General features: G+C 60.8%; 17 protein-coding genes. 9 read left to right on the top strand and 8 right to left on the bottom strand.

Translation table 11 applies throughout. The features are described 5' to 3' along the window. Positions 1-11: 11 nt before the first annotated feature. The 3 genes from sufB to KB892_RS09790 all read right to left on the bottom strand — a co-directional run bounded on the left by sufB (position 12) and on the right by KB892_RS09790 (position 2559). A complete protein-coding gene (gene sufB, locus KB892_RS09800; RefSeq protein WP_002908877.1) occupies positions 12-1499 on the bottom strand; it encodes a Fe-S cluster assembly protein SufB in 1488 nt (495 codons plus the stop codon). Between the two features lie 2 nt (positions 1500-1501). Next, on the bottom strand, positions 1502-1879 hold the full coding sequence (gene sufA / locus KB892_RS09795) for a Fe-S cluster assembly scaffold SufA (RefSeq protein WP_004143232.1): 378 nt from the start codon (positions 1877-1879) through the stop codon (positions 1502-1504). A 482-nt stretch (positions 1880-2361) separates the two neighbouring features. After that, a complete protein-coding gene (locus KB892_RS09790) occupies positions 2362-2559 on the bottom strand; it encodes a hypothetical protein (protein ID WP_002908880.1) in 198 nt (65 codons plus the stop codon). Between KB892_RS09790 and KB892_RS09785 the strand changes: the two genes are divergently transcribed. The 4 genes from KB892_RS09785 (at position 2558) to lldD (ending at position 5259) form a co-directional block, all read left to right on the top strand. Further along, complete coding sequence (locus tag KB892_RS09785) at positions 2558-2695, top strand: hypothetical protein (RefSeq protein WP_014343173.1); 138 nt, start codon at positions 2558-2560, stop codon at positions 2693-2695. The two genes, KB892_RS09790 and KB892_RS09785, sit on opposite strands and share 2 nt — an antisense overlap. A gap of 100 nt (positions 2696-2795) precedes the next feature. Then, entirely contained in the window at positions 2796-3191 is a 396-nt protein-coding gene (locus KB892_RS09780; protein WP_004225470.1) for a DoxX family protein, read from the top strand. Then, positions 3188-3820 (top strand): TetR/AcrR family transcriptional regulator, encoded by a 633-nt coding sequence (locus KB892_RS09775; protein ID WP_002908882.1) that lies wholly within the window; start codon positions 3188-3190, stop codon positions 3818-3820. The genes KB892_RS09780 and KB892_RS09775 overlap by 4 nt, the downstream gene beginning before the upstream one ends. Before the next feature lie 254 nt (positions 3821-4074). Further along, complete coding sequence (lldD, locus tag KB892_RS09770) at positions 4075-5259, top strand: FMN-dependent L-lactate dehydrogenase LldD (RefSeq protein WP_062955034.1); 1185 nt, start codon at positions 4075-4077, stop codon at positions 5257-5259. A 55-nt stretch (positions 5260-5314) separates the two neighbouring features. On the opposite strand, the gene KB892_RS09765 is transcribed toward lldD, so the two are convergent. The 4 genes from KB892_RS09765 to KB892_RS09750 all read right to left on the bottom strand — a co-directional run bounded on the left by KB892_RS09765 (position 5315) and on the right by KB892_RS09750 (position 11293). Beyond that, positions 5315-8407: an efflux RND transporter permease subunit gene (locus KB892_RS09765; protein ID WP_004200253.1), complete on the bottom strand. Its 3093-nt coding sequence runs from the start codon at positions 8405-8407 to the stop codon at positions 5315-5317. After that, on the bottom strand, positions 8404-9513 hold the full coding sequence (locus KB892_RS09760) for an efflux RND transporter periplasmic adaptor subunit (RefSeq protein ID WP_004200254.1): 1110 nt from the start codon (positions 9511-9513) through the stop codon (positions 8404-8406). The genes KB892_RS09765 and KB892_RS09760 overlap by 4 nt, the downstream gene beginning before the upstream one ends. A 74-nt stretch (positions 9514-9587) precedes the next feature. Continuing rightward, a complete protein-coding gene (locus tag KB892_RS09755; protein ID WP_004180363.1) occupies positions 9588-10124 on the bottom strand; it encodes a TetR/AcrR family transcriptional regulator in 537 nt (178 codons plus the stop codon). Between the two features lie 173 nt (positions 10125-10297). Then, on the bottom strand, positions 10298-11293 hold the full coding sequence (locus KB892_RS09750) for an NAD-dependent epimerase/dehydratase family protein (RefSeq protein ID WP_004200255.1): 996 nt from the start codon (positions 11291-11293) through the stop codon (positions 10298-10300). A gap of 96 nt (positions 11294-11389) precedes the next feature. On the opposite strand from KB892_RS09750, the gene KB892_RS09745 reads away from it, so the two are divergent. The 5 genes from KB892_RS09745 to KB892_RS09725 all read left to right on the top strand — a co-directional run bounded on the left by KB892_RS09745 (position 11390) and on the right by KB892_RS09725 (position 16500). Then, a complete protein-coding gene (locus tag KB892_RS09745) occupies positions 11390-12301 on the top strand; it encodes a LysR family transcriptional regulator (protein WP_004200256.1) in 912 nt (303 codons plus the stop codon). Positions 12302-12459: 158 nt separating this feature from the next. Next, positions 12460-13458 carry a siderophore ABC transporter substrate-binding protein EitA gene (locus KB892_RS09740; RefSeq protein ID WP_004200258.1) on the top strand — a complete coding sequence of 333 codons (999 nt, stop codon included), beginning with the start codon at positions 12460-12462 and terminating at the stop codon, positions 13456-13458. Continuing rightward, positions 13458-14495: a FecCD family ABC transporter permease gene (locus KB892_RS09735; RefSeq protein WP_001545318.1), complete on the top strand. Its 1038-nt coding sequence runs from the start codon at positions 13458-13460 to the stop codon at positions 14493-14495. The genes KB892_RS09740 and KB892_RS09735 overlap by 1 nt, the downstream gene beginning before the upstream one ends. Beyond that, on the top strand, positions 14495-15256 hold the full coding sequence (locus KB892_RS09730) for a siderophore ABC transporter ATP-binding protein EitC (RefSeq protein WP_004200259.1): 762 nt from the start codon (positions 14495-14497) through the stop codon (positions 15254-15256). The genes KB892_RS09735 and KB892_RS09730 overlap by 1 nt, the downstream gene beginning before the upstream one ends. Positions 15257-15312: 56 nt before the next feature. Beyond that, on the top strand, positions 15313-16500 hold the full coding sequence (locus tag KB892_RS09725) for an MFS transporter EitD (protein ID WP_176450195.1): 1188 nt from the start codon (positions 15313-15315) through the stop codon (positions 16498-16500). Positions 16501-16582: 82 nt separating this feature from the next. Here the strand turns inward: KB892_RS09725 and KB892_RS09720 are convergent, their stop codons facing one another. Then, entirely contained in the window at positions 16583-17614 is a 1032-nt protein-coding gene (locus tag KB892_RS09720) for a methionine synthase (RefSeq protein ID WP_002909005.1), read from the bottom strand. Positions 17615-17636 lie beyond the last annotated feature (22 nt).

Below are 17636 nucleotides of genomic sequence, written 5' to 3'. Positions count from 1 at the left end.
TTCCTTAATTATCAGCCGACGCTATGTTCAAGGCTAATGGCCAGCAATTTTTGCGCCTCTACAGCGAACTCCAGCGGCAGCTCGGAGAAGACGTCTTTACAGAAACCGTTGACGATCATCGAGATGGCATCGTCTTCGCTGATCCCGCGCTGCAGGCAGTAGAACAATTGATCTTCGCCAATCCGCGAGGTGGTCGCCTCGTGCTCCAGCTGGGCGCTGTTGTTGCGGCATTCAACATACGGGAAGGTATGCGCCCCGCAGTCCGGGCCGATCAGCATCGAATCGCACTGGGTATAGTTGCGGGCGTTGGTGGCGGTCGGCATGATTTTGACCAGCCCGCGATAGCTGTTCTGACTGTGTCCGGCGGAGATCCCTTTCGAGATGATGGTCGAGCGGGTGTTCTTGCCGATATGGATCATTTTGGTGCCGGTGTCCGCCTGCTGATGGCCGCTGGTCAGCGCCACCGAAAAGAATTCGCCGATCGAGTTATCGCCGCGCAGGATGCAGCTGGGGTATTTCCAGGTGATGGCCGAGCCGGTTTCCGACTGGGTCCATGACATTTTGCTGTTCTCCCCTTCGCACAGGGCGCGCTTGGTGACGAAGTTGAGGATCCCGCCGGTGTTGTTATCGCCGGGGAACCAGTTCTGCACCGTGGAGTATTTCACTTCCGCGTCTTTATGGATGATGACTTCAACGACCGCGGCATGCAGCTGATAGCTGTCGCGCACCGGCGCCGAGCAGCCTTCAATATAGCTGACGTAGCTGCCTTCATCAGCCACCAGAATGGTGCGTTCAAACTGCCCGGTCTTTTCGGCGTTGATGCGGAAATAGGTCGACAGCTCCATCGGGCAGCGGACGCCCTTCGGCACATAGATAAAGGTGCCGTCCGAAGCCACCGCGGCGTTCAGCGCGGCAAAGAAGTTGTCATTCCCCGGCACTACGGTGCCCAGATACTTTTTCACCAGTTCCGGATGATCGTGGATCGCCTCGCCGAAAGAACAGAAGATGATCCCCTGCTCGGCCAGCTTTTCTCGGTAGGTGGTCGCCACCGACACCGAGTCAAATATCGCGTCCACCGCCACCTCGCGCCCTTCGCGTACCGGCACGCCCAGCTGGTTAAAGGCTTCTTCCACCTCGCTGGTCAGAAAGGTATTGGCCCCGGTCTGCTGCACCGCGCCAGGCTCGGAGGCGCAGGTCTCATCGCAGTTGCCGCAGGAGGGCGCGGAATAGTAGCTGTAATCCTGATAATTCAGCTTATCGTAATGCGCTTTCAGCCAGTGCGGCTCCTCCATTTCCAGCCACGCCCGGTAGGCATTCAGACGAAACTCCAACATCCACTGCGGCTCATTGCGGCGAGCCGAGATAGCCCGAACGACTTCTTCATTAATGCCTTTGGCCAGCTCATCGGTTTGCAGGCGAGTAAAAAAGCCCTCTTTGTAGTTGAGCGGGCCGCCGGTCCAGGTTTTGACATCGTCAGTTGCTTCAGTATTACGCGACATAGTTACTCCGCCTGCACCCCAAAACTTTCGCCGCAGCCGCACTCATGCTGCGCTTTCGGGTTATGAAATTTAAAGATTTCATTTAAACCTTCCCGGACATAATCCAGCTCGGTGCCGTCGATGAACGGCATCGCCTGCAGCGGCGCAAACAGCTTCGCCCCGTCAGATTCAAAGAGCAGATCGTCGGGCGCCGGCTCGGCAATCATTTCGAGCACATAGCCAAAACCGGCGCAGCCGCTGGTTTTAATGCCCAGCCGCAGCCCTTTCTTATCCGGCTGCTTGCGCATCAGATCGCGGATATGCGCGGCAGCGGCCGGCGTCATGGTCAGTCCCTGCCAGCTGAAATCGGCGGGATTAAAAGTTCCTGCTTGTACTTCCATCGATAGACCTCCAGGTTGGCGCCATCAAGGCATACCGCCATGTTAGTGATAATGATTATCACTTCAAACCTTCTGCAGCAGGGGTATTGCCTCATTTAGTGCTTTTTATAAGCATAGACCCTCGCCCAGGGATTATCAGGGTGTGCAAATAGAACTTAATGGATTGATTTATAATATGTTATTTTGAAATCATTCTATCTCCGCACGCAATGGCAAAGATGTATCGAAAATACCGATTTATGCAATAGCGGCAGACCACCTTGCTGGTTATCGCTTGCAGGCGAGCATAAAGTGACAACGTAACAGAAAGACCATGCCAGCGCGGGGCGCGGCCCCGGCCATGCGCTAGAAAAAAGCGGGTAGTGAAAGCGCCCGCCGGTAACGCTTCAGGAAAGGAATAAGCGCCGCTCGCCGGCCGCATTCGGGGAATAAAAACCAAAATAAAACGGGCACACGGGGCTGCCAGGCGGGATACCGGCTGGCTAGGTGCCTTTACTCACCAGCCGGGCGGCCTGGACAAAGACCTCATCCTCTACCCCGTCCCCCTTCTGTCTGCCCAGCCTCACCAGTTCATCCACGATACTCCCCTGATTAATCTGCTTTTGTGTAGCCACTAAGCTAATGACCGCCGCGCCGATGGCCATGCCAATCAATGCCGTTTGTTCATCTTTATCTTTCATGGTGTCGCTCCGTCTGTCCTCCTCAGAAAGGCTAGCAAAAGATACCATCTGCTCAATTTCAAATTCACCTTCTTTACGTCTGACGCAAAGCCTGCGGCAGGGCACCTGGCAGGAGAAAAACAAACTAAGCGGCTGATTGCAATGGCATAACACTAATGAACAATTAACAGACTTGTGAGTCTTGAAATTATTTTTTAGACTCATTGGTCTGTTAATTATCAATTGCGTAAAATCTTATGCCTAATTCGACCTTATTTTTCATCACCCTTTGTTTCTCTCGCGTCCTGGTGACCTTCTTCTTCTGGATGGCAGGCATCTACGGCGTCTTTCATTTCGCGGAGATCGTTCAGGAGATGGTGACCGTCGGCCTGCCGTGGCCGGTCTTGTTCGCGGCGGGCACGATTTTTTGCCAGCTGGCGGGTTCGGCGCTGATCGTTTTTAATCCTGCCGGCTACGGCTGGATTGGATCGGGGATGCTGATTGTGTTTACATTACTCACTATTCCGCTGGGACACGCCTTCTGGGCCTTCAGTGAACCCCGGCGCACTGGGGAATTCCATATTGCGCTTGAACACATTACCGTGGTCGGAGGATTAATTATGAGCGCGCTGTTTGCAGGCTATCGGCGATGAGCGAAACCCCTCGTCAGAAAGGTCGGCCAAAAGATCCGTTGAAAACGCAGGCGATACTTCAGGCCGCCCGTAAGCTGTTTCTGGAACAGGGCCTGGAGGTGACAACGGCCGAAATCGCCCGCGTAGCCGGGGTGGCGAAAGCCACCCTGTATGCCAATTTCAGCGATAAAGAACATCTGATAGAGGCGGTCTTACGCCAGGAATCGGATCTCACCATCAGCGACCATGATTTCGCCCAGCGCCATCATCTGCCGCTGATCGAGGTACTGACGGCGTTTGGTTATCGCTTTGTCCGCTTTATCAACCAGCGGGAACTGACCGGCTGGGACCGACTGATCGCCTCGGCTGCCGTGCGTCACCCCGATCTCCCCGGCCGCTTTTACGCCGCCGGGCCGGGGCGCGCGCAGCAGATGCTGGAAGCGATCATCGCCGAGGCGATCGAAGCCGGTACTTTACGAGCCTGCGATCCGCAGGAGGCTGCCGACGAACTGGCCGGTTTATGGCTGGGAATGACCAGCCTGGCGATAAAACTTGGCGCAAGACCTCCGCTGTCCGACGACGAAATCAAACAGCGGGTTGAGCGCGCCCTGGACGTCTTTCTGCGCGCGTATTCCCTGGCGCCGGGCTGATCTCTCCTTCCCCTTTTCAGTGCTGTGGCCTGACGCAAGGCTGATTTATTGTGCCCAATCCGCGCCCGGCGCAAAAAATAATGTCCTTACCGGTTAGCATTAAAAGAAAATAACAACCACAGAGTGCAACGCAGATTATTCCATGAGGGAATAGTGGGAATGCTAATATTTCATTTCCTCGCCGGTTTTTAGAGGCCTATAGTTTTTTTACCTGCAGAACATCCACTAAGGTTAAAAAACATAAGGACATAATAATGATTGTTTCAGCCCCCAGCGATTATCGCGAAGCCGCTCGTCGTCGTCTGCCCCGCTTCCTTTTCGATTATATTGACGGTGGCGCGGTGGCGGAAAACACCATGAACGCCAACGCCGCCGAGCTTGCCTCGGTAGCTCTTCGCCAGCGCGTACTGTGCGGGGCCGGCGAACCGACGCTGGCGACCACGATCCTTGATGCCCCATGGGCGATGCCCGTGGCGCTGGGGCCCGTCGGCGCCACCGGGATGTACGCCCGCCGCGGCGAAGTCCAGGCGGCCCGCGCCGCCTCCCGCGCCGGGATCCCGTACACCTTATCCACCGTGTCGGTCTGCTCGATTGAAGAGGTGGCGAGCCACGCCAGCGGCGCGCTCTGGTCCCAGCTGTACGTACTCAAAGATCGCGGCTATATGCGTAACGCGCTGGAGCGCGCCTGGGCCGCTGGCATGAAAACCCTGGTATTTACCGTCGATATGCCAATCCCCGGCTCGCGGTATCGCGATAACCGCTCAGGGATGTCCGGGCCGCACGCCACCCTGCGACAATATCTCCAGGCTTGCACCCATCCGCGCTGGGCGATGAACGTCGGGCTGGCGGGCAGACCCCTGTCGTTTGGTAATATCGAAGCCTACACCGGCCACAAAATGACCATGGACGACTATATGGGGTTCATCAGCAACAACTTCGACCCGTCCATCGCCTGGCACGATCTGGAGTGGATCCGCGACAGCTGGCAAGGAAAATTAATCATCAAAGGGATCCTCGATGCCGACGATGCGCGCAATGCCGTGCGGCTGGGCGCCGCTGGTATTGTGGTGTCGAATCATGGCGGCAGACAGCTCGATGGCGCCATCCCCACCGCCCGGGCGCTGCCCAGGGTGGTGGATGCGGTCGGCGACGATCTGACAGTGCTTGCCGATTCCGGGGTGCGCTCCGGCGTGGACGTTATACGTCTGCTGGCCCTCGGCGCGAAAGGCGTGCTGCTCGGTCGGGCCTATATTTATGCCCTGGCCGCGGCGGGCGAAGCGGGCGTGGCGCATCTGCTGCGCTTATTTGCCGAGGATATGAAGGTTACCATGACCCTCACCGGCGCGACCTCGCCATCGGCCATCAGCCTCGATTGCCTTGATCGCCTCGAACAGGATCAACACCGCACTCATGCGGTGCCGGTATCCTTACCCGCCTGACGCTGCCCGGGACCTGGCCTGGCCATGTGCCTCGCCCAGGTCCGGCAAAGTGGAATTACCTCTGAAGGTGCAACTCTGTCTGTTGTACCGTGTTCTCCGGACGGATGCGGAACCAGATCGCGTACATGGCCGGCAGGAAGATAAGGGTCATGATGGTTCCCCCCAGCGTCCCGCCAATCAGCGTATAGGCGAGCGTTCCCCAGAAGACCGAATGAGTGAGCGGAATGAACGCCAGGATCGCCGCCAGCGCGGTCAGCAGAACCGGGCGGGCGCGCTGCACCGTCGCCTCCACCACCGCGTGGAACGGATCGAGCCCCGCCTGTTGGTTATGATGGATTTGGCCAATCAGGATCAGCGTATTGCGCATCAGGATCCCCGACAGGGCGATCAGGCCCACCAGGGCATTGATGCCAAACGGCTGATTGAACAGCAGCAGCGTCGGGACCACGCCAATCAGCCCCAGCGGCGCGGTCAGGAAAACCATGACCATCGCCGACAGCGAACGCACCTGCAGGATAATGATCAGCAGCGTGAGGGCGATCATTATCGGAAATAACGGCACCATCGCCCGGGTGGCCTTGCCGGATTCCTCAATCGACCCCGCCGTCTCGATGCGATAGCCAGGCGGCAGCGAGTCGATAATGGGCTGCAGCGGCTTCATCAGCGCGGTGGAGACATCCGGCGGCTGCAGGTTCTCCGCAACATCTCCGCGGACGGTGATGGTCGGCGTGCGGTCGCGACGGCGAAGCAGCGGGTCCTCCATCCTGATCGACACGTCGCCAATCTGTGACAAGGGAACCCGCTGCCCGCCGCTGCCCACCAGGGTGAAGTCGGCGATTTTCGCCGGATCCAGACGGATGTCGCCCGCCGCGCGGCCGATCACCTGCACGGCGCGAATATCTTCCCGGACGGTGGTGATCGGGATCCCTGACAGCAGGAACTGCAGCTGCTGGGCGACGGACTGGGAGCTGAGTCCGCTCGCCTGCAGCCGGTCCTGATTGAGGCTGAAATGCATCACCGGTACCCGCGAACCCCAGTCGGTATTGACGGTGCGCATCAGCGGACTGGCCTGCAGCACCGATTTAACCCGCTCGGCGATGTCGAGCAGAGCGTGCGGATCGGGCCCCATCACCCGCCAGGCGACCGGATAAGGCGAATAAGGGCCAAACACCAGCTGAGTGACGCGCACCCGCGCCTCCGGCGCCAGGCCATTGGCCACCGCCTCCCGCAGCCGCCGCTTGAGCGCCTCGCGGGCACCCTGCCCGTCGGTCAACACCATCAGTTTGGCGAAGGAGGGATCGGGCAATTCCGGAGCCATCGCCAGGTAAAAGCGCGGCGCGCCCTGGCCGATATAGCTGGTGACAATCTTCACCTCCGGCTGCAGGTGCAGCCAGTGCTCAATTTTCGCCGCCGCGGCGCTGGTCTGGCTAATCGACGACCCGTAAGGCAGCTGCACTTCAACCAGCACTTCCGGACGATCGGAGGTGGGGAAAAACTGCTTTTTCACCACGCTCATGCCCAGGATCGCCACGATAAACAGCGCCACCACCCCGGCGGCCACGCGCCATTTGTGAGCAATAACCCGGGTCAGCAGCCGACGGAAGTGCTGATAGCGCGGGGTGTCATACAGCGCGGCGTGGCCGGCCGCCGCGGGCTTTCTGTTCGGCAACAGGTGCACCCCCAGCCAGGGGGTAAAAATCACCGCCACAATCCAGGAGGCAATCAGCGCGATACCGACGATCCAGAACACATTGCTGGCGTACTCCCCGGCGGTGGACTGCGCAAATCCATTAGGCATAAAGCCCACGGCCGTCACCAGGGTACCGGCCAGCATAGGCGCCGCGGTATGGCTCCAGGCATAGGCCGAGGCTTTGAGGCGGTCGTACCCCTCCTCCATTTTGACCACCATCATTTCGATGGCAATGATGGCATCATCCACCAGCAGCCCCAGGGCGAGGATCAGCGAGCCGAGAGTGATGCGGTCGAAGTTTTTGCCGGTCGCCTCCATCACCACAAACACCACGGCGAGGGTTAAAGGCACCGCCGCCGCGACCACCACGCCCACGCGCCACCCCATGCTGACAAAGCACACCGACATCACCACCAGCAGGGCGACAAAGAATTTGATCATGAACTCATCGACCGCGGCGCTGATATTCACCGACTGATCGGTCACCTTGGTCAACGACATGCCGAGCGGCAGGCTCTGATTGATGCTGGTCGTTTCGGCGTCCAGCGCTTTCCCCAGCGCCAGACCATTCCAGCCCTCGCGCATCACCACGCCCAGCAGCAGCGCCGGTTCGCCCTGATTGCGGATCAGGAAGGTCGCGGGATCTTCATATCCCCGCTCAACCGTGGCGACATCGGCCAGTTTCAGCGTTCTGCCCCCGGCAATAATCGGCGTGTCGCGGATCTGCTGCAGGCGGTCGAACGCCCCGTCGAGGCGGATAAAGATCTGCCCGCCCCGCGTCTCGATAGCCCCGGCGGCGGTCAGCACATTCTGGCTGTTCAGCGCGGCAAAAATCGCCTCTGGTGAAAGGCCCAGGGTGGCGAGACGGTCATGAGAAAACGAGAGATAAATGCGCTCCGCCTGTTCGCCGAGGATATTCACTTTTTTCACCCCGGGAACATGCAGCAGCTGCTGGCGCAGGGCTTCGGCGTCACGCACCAGCTGCCGCGGCGGTTCTCCCCGTGCTTTCAGGGCAAAGAGGGCAAAGGTGACATCGGCGAATTCGTCATTCATCATCGGGCCGGAGACGCCGGCAGGCAGATTTTTCGCCTCGTCGCCGAGCTTTTTGCGCGCCTGATAAAACTGCTCCGGCACCTCGGAAGGCGGGGTCTGATCCTGCAGCGACAGGGTGATCAACGCCATGCCAGGGCGGGTATAGGTCTCCGTGCGATCGTACCACTTTAGCTCCTGGAGCCGTTTTTCCAGCGGCTCGGCGACCTGATCCTGCATCTCCTGCGCGGTGGCGCCGGGCCAGACGGTAATGACCGTCATTTGCTTGACCGTAAAGGGCGGATCTTCCGCTCGCCCGAGTCCGAAGAACGCCACCAGCCCGGCGACGGAGATAAGGATAATCAAAAACAGGGTCACCGACCGCTCGCGGACGGCCAGCGCGGAGAGATTAAAACGCCCGGCGCTCATGGCTGGCTCCCGGCGGCATTATGCTCGCGTCGTTCCGCCAGACGTACCGCCTCGCCCTGGTGCAGAAGATGGGCGCCCAGGGCGACGATCGGCTCGCCGGGCTTCAGCGGGCCGGTCACCCGCGCGGTTTCATCATCCAGGCCGAGCACGGTCACCGGTTGCCAGGAGACGGTGGCCGGACGAGAGGCAATGCGCCAGACGCCAGGGCCGTTACCCGGATCGTAGACCGACGCCAGGGGCACCGCCAGCACCTGGCCTGGCGCCTGGTCGTTGCCGATGCGCAGGGTCACGGTAGACCCCAGCGGGGCATTCGCCAGCGCGCCGTTCAGTACATAGCGCGCTTCAAAGGTGCGGGTGGTGGCGTCAGCCGCGTCCGAAAGCAGGCGCAGGGTCGCCGTGACCGGCTGAGATTCGCTGCCATAGCGTGTCGCCAGCGCCTCGCTGCCGACCGCCGGGCGCAGCGTCTCCGGCAGTTGCACCCGCGCTTCGCGCTGCCCCGCCCGCGCCAGGCGGATCACCACCTGCCCGGCGCTGACCACCTGCCCCGGCTCAGCGAGGGTTTCCACCACCACGCCGTCAGCATCCGCCAGCAGTCCGGCATAGCCGGTGGCGTTTTGCGCCACATTGGCCTGCGCCTGGGCCGCGCTGAGGTCGGCTCTCGCCGCCTCTGCTGCCGCGTTAATCTGGTCGAATTCCGCGGCCGAGATGGCGCCGCTCGCCACCAGGCCGCGATAGCGGGCCAGATCGTTGGCCGCCTTTTTGGCTCGCGCCCGCGCGGCATCTACGGCCCGCTGTTGGGACTGCGCCTGCAAGGCTAGATCAGCCGGATCCAGGCGCAGCAGCAGCTGACCGCGCTTGACGCTCTGCCCGGTTTCCACCCGCCGTTCAAGCACTTTTCCCGCCACCCTGAAGCCGAGGTCGCTTTGGGTTCGGGCCACTACCACGCCGGTAAAGGCCCGCGAGCCGGCCTCCGCGCGCTCGACGGTCGCCACCCGGACCAGCGGCGGCCGGATGCGGGGGTCGTCATGATCGGCAGGTTCGCCGCAGCCCGCGAGGGCCAGCGGCAGGAGGCAGACGGCAAGATGGACGGCGTTGAGCCTGAGCATGGGTCACCTTAATGAAAAGACCGGATGGTGACCGCATTCTCAGACCAGTGACCAATAAAGTCAATAGTCACCAATCAGGGGGAGAGACTTCTCAGGATCAGGGAGGCAAGCAGCACCGCCGCGGTGGGCGCGGTGTCGAGATTGTATTGCAACTGCACCGGGTTGATGAAAGGACACATCACCATATACACCGCCAGGGTCGCTTCATCCAGCGGGGTTTTGCGCTCGAACTCACCCGCCTGGCGGCCTTCGACAAGGATTTGACCAATCAGCTGCTGCAGATGACCGGCATACTGTTCCGTTGAAGGCCATTTATCGCGCGCCGCGACGGCGGCGATGTCGTACAGTTTGCGATCCTCGAAAAACAGTTCACTGCCGGCCTCGGTCAGCGCCCGGAACAGGCGGCGCAGTTTCTCGCTGGCGGACGGCGCATCGGCGATGGCCTCGCTGACGGCCACCATGATCTTCTCCAGCCGGCTGGCGCAAATCGCCTCGCCAATCGCCTGCTTGGAGTCAAAGAATTTATAGATATAGGCTTTGGAAAAGCCTATCGCTTTGGCGAGATCGGTGACCGTCGTTTTCTCATAGCCATAGCGACTAAAGTGCGCCATGGCCGCGTCAAGAATCTGGTCCCGAACGCTGTGGTCATGGGGACCACGGCTTGCAGGGGTGGGGGTATTTTTCGTCATCCGTTTAGCTTAATGCGATCGCTATCGTTTGACAACGAGTGACGTTATTATGATTTGGTCACAATAACGCCCCGCTCTGTGATCCTCTTGCCGCGTTACGCCTCACCCGCCTCTTGGTTTATCGCGCCGGCGGGCAGACAACCCAGGCCTTGCAGCGTCTGATAAACCGCGCTGTCGAGCGGGGTATGCGGTTCCGCGCCTAAAAAATCAACCAGTTTATCGTTGCGCAGGCGTACCGGCAGACGCCAGAGATAGTGCATCTCGACCATTTCGCGCAGGGTGGCGTTGAAGGGCGCCGCCATCTTCACCAGCCACCAGGGAAAGGACTTCACTACCGCCCTGCCGCCATAGCGGGCGACCACCCGCTGGATCGCCTGACTCATTTCGCTGCCGTCCGGGTCCCAGTGGCCCTGCATATGAAAGCGGGCGAACGGCTCAAGCTCGCGCCTGCGGGCGAGCAGCGCGGCGATGGTGGCGGCCACGTCGGGCAGCCAGGCCCACTGATGCCCCACGCCGATCGCCCCCGGGTAGCTAATGATGCGGGGAAGCTGACCAGGCTTGACCAGCCCCTGAGAAAACCAGTTATTTCCGGCGCGCGGGCCAAAAAAATCGCCCGCCCGAACAATCAACGCCCGGCCGCCGCGCTGCACGTAATCCTTCAGCGCCAGCTCCATCGCCACCCGGATGGCGCCTTTGCGGGTCACCGGCTGTTGTGCGGCCTCTTCAGCAATCAGCGGAAAGGCATCCGGTCCATAGTTGTAGACCGTGCCGGGCAGGACTACAAGCGCCCGCTGCCGTTCGGCAGCCTGCAGGGTGTTGCGCAGCATAGGCAGTACCTGTTGCCGCCAGTGCCGGTAGCCCGGCGGATTCACCGCATGGACGATGACGTCGCAACCGGCAGCCGCCGCCGCGACCTGGCCGCCATCCAGCGCGTCGCCGGCTATCCACTGTATGCCATCTTCGGGATCACGCATCTGGGCGCCGCGCTTCAGCGCCCGAACCTGCCAGTTGTCTGCCACCAGCCGGCGCGCCACTTCCCCGCCGATGCCCCCGCTTGCTCCCAGAATAAGTACCTTGCCGCTGCTGTTCATCCTCTTTCCCCGTTCGCTAATGGATGCTTGACAGCCTACCTGCGGCTCATATCAAATGAAATTGCATACCATCGTCGAACGGCTATACATATTTGTATGAATACCTCTATTCCCTGGGAGTGGTACCGAACCTTTCTCGCCGTCCTGCAGGAAGGCTCTTTATCGGGCGCATCGCGCACCCTGAACATCACTCAGCCGACGGCGGGGCGCCATATTGCCGGGCTGGAAACCGCCCTCGGCCAGGCCTTATTTACCCGCTCGCAAACCGGCCTGCTGGCGACCGACGCGGCGCTGGCGCTGCGGGTGCATGCCGAGGCGATGGACAACACCGCCCGGGCGCTGGAACGCACGGCGGCCAACTTTAGTCGCGACAGAGCCGATCTGCGTGGCGTGGTGCGGGTGGCCGCCAGCGAGGTGGTCGGCGCCGAGGTGCTGCCGCCGCTGGTTGCCCGGCTCAGGCAGGCGTGCCCGAATATCGTCATCGAACTGATGCTCTCCAATCGATTTCAGGATCTGCTTCACCGGGAGGCGGATATCGCGGTGCGGATGGTCGCCCCGCAGCAGGAGCAGCTTATCGCCCGCCGTCTCGGCAGGATTGAGCTTGGGTTACATGCCACCGCCGCCTACCTGACGCGCCAGGGCCTGCCCACGACCCTCGACGATCTGGCCAGCCACGCGCTGATTGGTTTCGATAGCGCCACCCCACTTGTTCGCCGGGCGCTGCAGGCTTACCCTCGTTTTCAGCGTGAGGCCTTCGCGATGCGGACCGATAGCGACCTCGCCCAGTTGAGCCTGATTCGCGCCGGAGCGGGGATCGGCATCTGCCAGGTGCCCCTTGCGGATGGCATTATTCCCCTGCAGCGAGTGCTGGCGGCCGACTTTTCTCTGTATCTTGATACCTGGCTGGTAATGCATGAGGATCTGCGTCACAGCCCTGCCTGTAAGCGGGTATTTGATTTTCTCGCCCAGGGGTTGCAGGCGTATATTCGTGGCCCACTGGCGAGCTGACCCGCCCCATCGCGCGGGCATTTCATTGCCTGCGGAAATAGTCACTCATTGACACTGTAAATATGGCATTGTATAAAACCCCGCCCCAATAATGAGTTTCATTTGCATTACTCCCATTTGCTGGTCATCCACTCGCCTGTTTACAAGGATAGCGTTTAATGAAGAAGGTCCTTTGCGCGTTAGGCTTGATGTTCACCGCCGTCAGTTCCGCGCTGGCAACAACCTACCCCCTGACGATTGAAAACTGCGGCTATCAGGAGACCTTCACCCGGCCGCCGGAGCGCGTGGTCGCGCTGGGGCAAAATACGGTCGAAATTCTGCTGCTGCTCGGGCTGCAAAAGCAGGTGGTCGCCAGCGCCTTCTGGCCGACCAGCGTTTTACCGCAGCTGGCTGAGCAAAACGCGAAGATTAAAACCTTGACGGTGGAAATTCCGAGCCTGGAATCGGTGCTGGCGCAAAATCCTGATTTCGTTCCCGCCCAGTTGCCGCTGCTGCTGGGGCCGGAAAGCAAAGTCGCCAGGCGTGAAGATCTCGCCACCGTCGGCGTGAACAGCTACGTTTCACCGGGGATGTGCGCCACTAAAAAGGCCACCGGCGATATGTACGGCAGCCGGCAAAAGCTGTGGGATATGACCTGGCTGTATCAGGAGATTAGCGATTTCGCCCGCATTTTCAACGTCGAAGATCGTGGTCAGGCGCTAATTGCCGATTTCAAAAAACGTGAAGCCGACCTGCGCCAGGAGTTTGGTAAAAGCAAAAAGGATCTCTCCTTCGTCTTCTGGTTCTCCAGCGCCTCGCCTTCGGCCGATGCCTATGTCGGCGGTAAAAACAGCGCCTCCGGCTTTATCGCCAGCGTGCTGGGCGGTCATAATGCGATAACCTCCGAGACCGAGTGGCCCACGGTGAGCTGGGAGAGCATTATTGCCGCCAACCCGGATGTGATCGTGGTCGCCAGCCTGGATCGTAACCGCTGGGCGCTGGATAAGGCCGAGGAGAAGATCAAATTCCTCAAAAGCGATCCCGCCGTCAGCCAGCTGGAGGCGGTGAAAAAAGGCCATATCGTGGTCATGGACGGTCAGGCGATGAATCCGACCATTCGCACGCTTTACGGCGCGGAACAGGTGGGCGAGCAGCTGAGAAAAATGGGGCTGAACTGATGAGCGTCGCCGCGATTGAGACGCGCCGCAGCATACTGCTCACCGGCTGGTGTGTACTGGCAGCGATCGTGCTGGCGCTGGTGATAGCGGTGGGCGTCAGCGTCGGCGAGCTGGCCATCCCGCTGCAGAATGTCTTTTACGCTATCAGCAACAGAACCGGCTTAACCGCTGAGCCGCTCAACCGTATCTATGAGAGCGTAATCTGGGATTTCCGCCTCAGCCGCGCGCTGGTCGCCGCCTGCTGCGGCGCCGGCCTCGCTATCTGCGGCGTCGTGCTGCAAAGCTTGCTGAAGAATGCCCTCGCCGAACCCTACGTCCTCGGCGTCTCCGCCGGGGCCTCCACCGGCGCGGTGTCGATCGTGGTGCTGGGCCTTGGCGCCGGTGCGATTTCCCTCTCGGCCGGGGCCTTTGCCGGGGCCTTCGCCGCCTTCGCCTTTGTCGCCTTGCTGACTAACGGTGCGCGCGGCGGTAATGAGCGAACCATTCTGGCGGGCGTCGCCGCCTCGCAGTTATTTAACGCCATCACGGCCTATACCATCAGCACCTCCGCCAGCGCGCAGCAGGCGCGCGATGTGATGTTCTGGCTGCTGGGCAGCTTCAGCGGCGTTCGCTGGCCCGAATTCCAGTTGGTCATCGTGGTGGTGCTCGCGGGTCTGGCGGTCTGCCTGTGGTATGCCCGGGCGCTGGACGCGTTCACCTTCGGCGACGATGCCGCCGCCTCGCTGGGGATTGCTGTGCCGCGCGTGCGCCTGATCCTCTTCACCACTGCGGCGCTGATCACCGCCACCATCGTCAGCATGGCCGGCTCAATCGGCTTTGTTGGCCTGGTGGTGCCCCACGTGATGCGTTTCTTCTTTGGCCCGCTGCACCGAACGTTGCTGATCGCCAGCGCGCTGGCAGGGGCGATATTGATGGTACTGGCGGACATTGCGTCGCGCCTGCTGATTGCCCCGCAAAGTCTGCCCGTTGGGGTAGTAACCGCCCTGGTTGGGGTGCCTTTCTTTGCCGTGATTATCTACCGCTCAAGGAATAAGTGATGAGTATTTGCGCTGAAAATATCACCTGGAAGGCAGGCAAAAAGGTCATCGTCAATAATGTCTCGCTGCGGGTGCCGCGAGGCGAAACGGTCGGACTGCTGGGGCCCAACGGCTGCGGCAAATCCTCGCTGCTGCGCGTTCTGGCGGGACTGCGCCGCCCGGATGCAGGTCGCGTCACCCTCGACGGCCAGGATATCGCCCGGATGTCGAAAAAGCAGCTCGCCCGCCGCGTGGCTTTCGTCGAGCAACACGGCATGACCGAGGCCAATATGCGGGTGCGCGACGTCGTGCGCCTGGGACGCATTCCCCACCACTCTCCGTTCTCAAACTGGAGCGCTCAGGATGACGAGGCGATTGCCGCCGCGCTGCAGCGGGTAGCGATGCTGGAGAAAAGCGAACAGGGATGGTTAAGCCTCTCCGGCGGCGAGCGGCAGCGGGTGCATATCGCCCGCGCGCTGGCGCAGAGTCCGAGCGAAATCCTGCTGGATGAGCCGACCAACCATCTGGATATACACCATCAGATGCAGTTAATGCAGTTGATCAGCGAGCTGCCGGTAACCAGCATTGTGGCCATTCACGATCTTAACCATGCCGCGATGTTCTGCGATTCGCTGATCGTGATGCAGCAGGGGCAGATCCTCGCCAGCGGGACGCCGGAGGAGATTTTGTCCGAAGCGCTGCTGTGGGACGTTTTCCGGGTGAAAACCAAAATCGAGATCTCCCCTTACCACGGCAAAAAGCACATTCATTTCATCATTTAGGTTGGGCGGATATGCCTCTTTTCTCCCTGCGCCCTGCGGCAACCCTCTGGCCTCCGGTGTTACTGGGAAGCCAGTTCGTTTTTAATATTGGCTTTTACGCGGTCGTTCCTTTCCTCGCCCTCTTCCTGCGCGACGACATGCTGCTCTCAGGCGGACTTATCGGCCTGATCCTCGGGCTGCGTACCTTCTCTCAGCAGGGCATGTTTATCCTCGGCGGGACGCTGGCCGACCGCTATGGCGCTAAGGCGATCATTCTCGCCGGCTGCGTCGTTCGCGTCGCCGGTTTTCTCCTGCTGGCGTGCGGGGCGTCGCTGTGGCCCATTATCCTCGGCGCCTGCCTGACCGGCGTCGGCGGCGCCCTGTTCTCCCCGTCGATAGAGGCCCTGCTGGCGCGGGCCGGTACCCACAGCCAGGCCAACGGGAAACGCAGTCGCGCCGAGTGGTTTGCGCTGTTTGCGGTATGCGGTGAACTGGGAGCGGTGATCGGCCCGGTGGCCGGAGACGTGCTGAGCGGGATCGGCTTTCGGCATATCGCCCTCGCCGGCGCGGGAATATTTCTTCTGGCGCTGGCGGTGCTCTTTTTCTGTCTGCCCGCCGACGGGCACACGACAACAACGCGCAGACGAGTCCCATGGTGGACGCCTTTGCGCCAGCCGCGCTTTGTCGCGTTTATTCTCGCCTACAGCTCATGGCTGTTGAGCTACAACCAACTGTACCTCGCCCTGCCGGTGGAGATCCAACGTTCCGGCGGCCGCGAGCAGGATCTGGCGCCGCTCTTTATGCTGGCCTCGCTGTTGATTATCACCCTCCAGCTCCCTCTCGCCCGCTTCGCCCGGCGAATGGGCGCCGTGCGCATCCTGCCGGTGGGCTTTCTGCTGCTGTCGGCTTCCTTTGCCAGCGTGGCGTTATTCGCCGCCGCCCCACCCGCCGAAGGTTGGCTGCGGTTAATGCCGGCGGCTGGTTTTGTCACGCTGCTCACCCTCGGCCAGATGCTGTTAGTGCCCGCAGCCAAGGATCTGATCCCGCTGTTCGCCGAGGAGTCGACGCTGGGCGCCCACTACGGAGCGCTCGCCACCGCAGGAGGGTGCGCGGTGTTAGCCGGGAATTTACTGCTCGGTCATTTGCTTGACCTGGCGCTCATTCCGTCGCCGCAGGCGGTTTATCCCTGGCTTTTGCTGGCGCTGTTTCCGCTGTGCAGCGCCGTCGCCCTGCGGGCAATCTGTCGCCCGCTGGCGGCAACATGACGCAGAGCGGGCGACAGCCCGCTCTGGAAGTGAACCGACGATAAAGTACACCGCCTGGGGAAGATAACGGGCGCGCCCCGCCTTACTTTGCCGCCAGCTCGCGACGAATAATCTCGGCGCCGGCGCTCAGGGCGTGCAGTTTGCCGGTCGCGACATGGCGCGGCAGCGGCGCCATACCGCAGTTGGTGGACGGGTAGAGTTTGTCGGCATCGACGAACGCCAGCGCCTTGCGCAGGGTTCCAGCCACCTCTTCCGGGGTTTCGATAGCATGGCTGGCGACATCGATCGCCCCGACCATCACCTTTTTACCGCGGATCAACTCCAGCAGATCCATCGGCACGCGCGAGTTGTGGCACTCGAGAGAGATAATATCAAGGGACGATTTCTGCAGTTGCGGGAAAGCCTCTTCATACTGTCGCCACTCGGAGCCCAGCGTCTTTTTCCAGTCGGTATTGGCCTTGATGCCATAGCCGTAGCAGATATGCACCGCTGTCTCACACTTCAGCCCTTCGGTGGCTCGTTCTAAGGCGGCGATCCCCCAGTCGTTGACCTCATCGAAGAAGACGTTAAAGGCCGGCTCATCGAACTGAATAATATCAACCCCCGCAGCCTCTAACTCTTTCGCTTCCTGATTGAGGATTTTAGCAAATTCCCAGGCCAGCTTTTCCCGGCTTTTATAGTGGTTGTCATACAGCGTGTCGATCATGGTCATCGGGCCCGGAAGCGCCCATTTGATCGGCTGACTGGTGAGCTGCCGTAGATAGCGAGCGTCCTCCACGAAGACCGGTTTCTGGCGCTCCACGGCGCCCACCACCGTTGGAACACTGGCCTCATAGCGGTTACGAATTTTCACGATCTCGCGTTTGGCAAAATCCACCCCGCTGAGGTGCTCGATGAAGGTGGTGACAAAGTGCTGCCGCGTTTGCTCGCCGTCGCTGACAATATCGATCCCGGCCCGCAGCTGGTCGTCGAGGGATAACCGCAAGGCGTCGCGCTTGCCGGCCAGTAATTCTTCGCTGGACAGTTTCCAGGGCGACCACAGAGTCTCTGGCTGCGCCAGCCAGGAAGGTTTCGGTAAACTGCCGGCGGTCGATGTCGGAAGCCATGTTTTCATAGTCATTAGCCTTTTATATGGG

The sequence above is a fragment of the Klebsiella sp. P1927 genome, from assembly GCF_018204675.1.
GTDB classification, from domain to species: Bacteria; Pseudomonadota; Gammaproteobacteria; order Enterobacterales; family Enterobacteriaceae; genus Klebsiella; species Klebsiella pneumoniae.
This window is presented reverse-complemented; position numbering and strand designations above follow the sequence as displayed.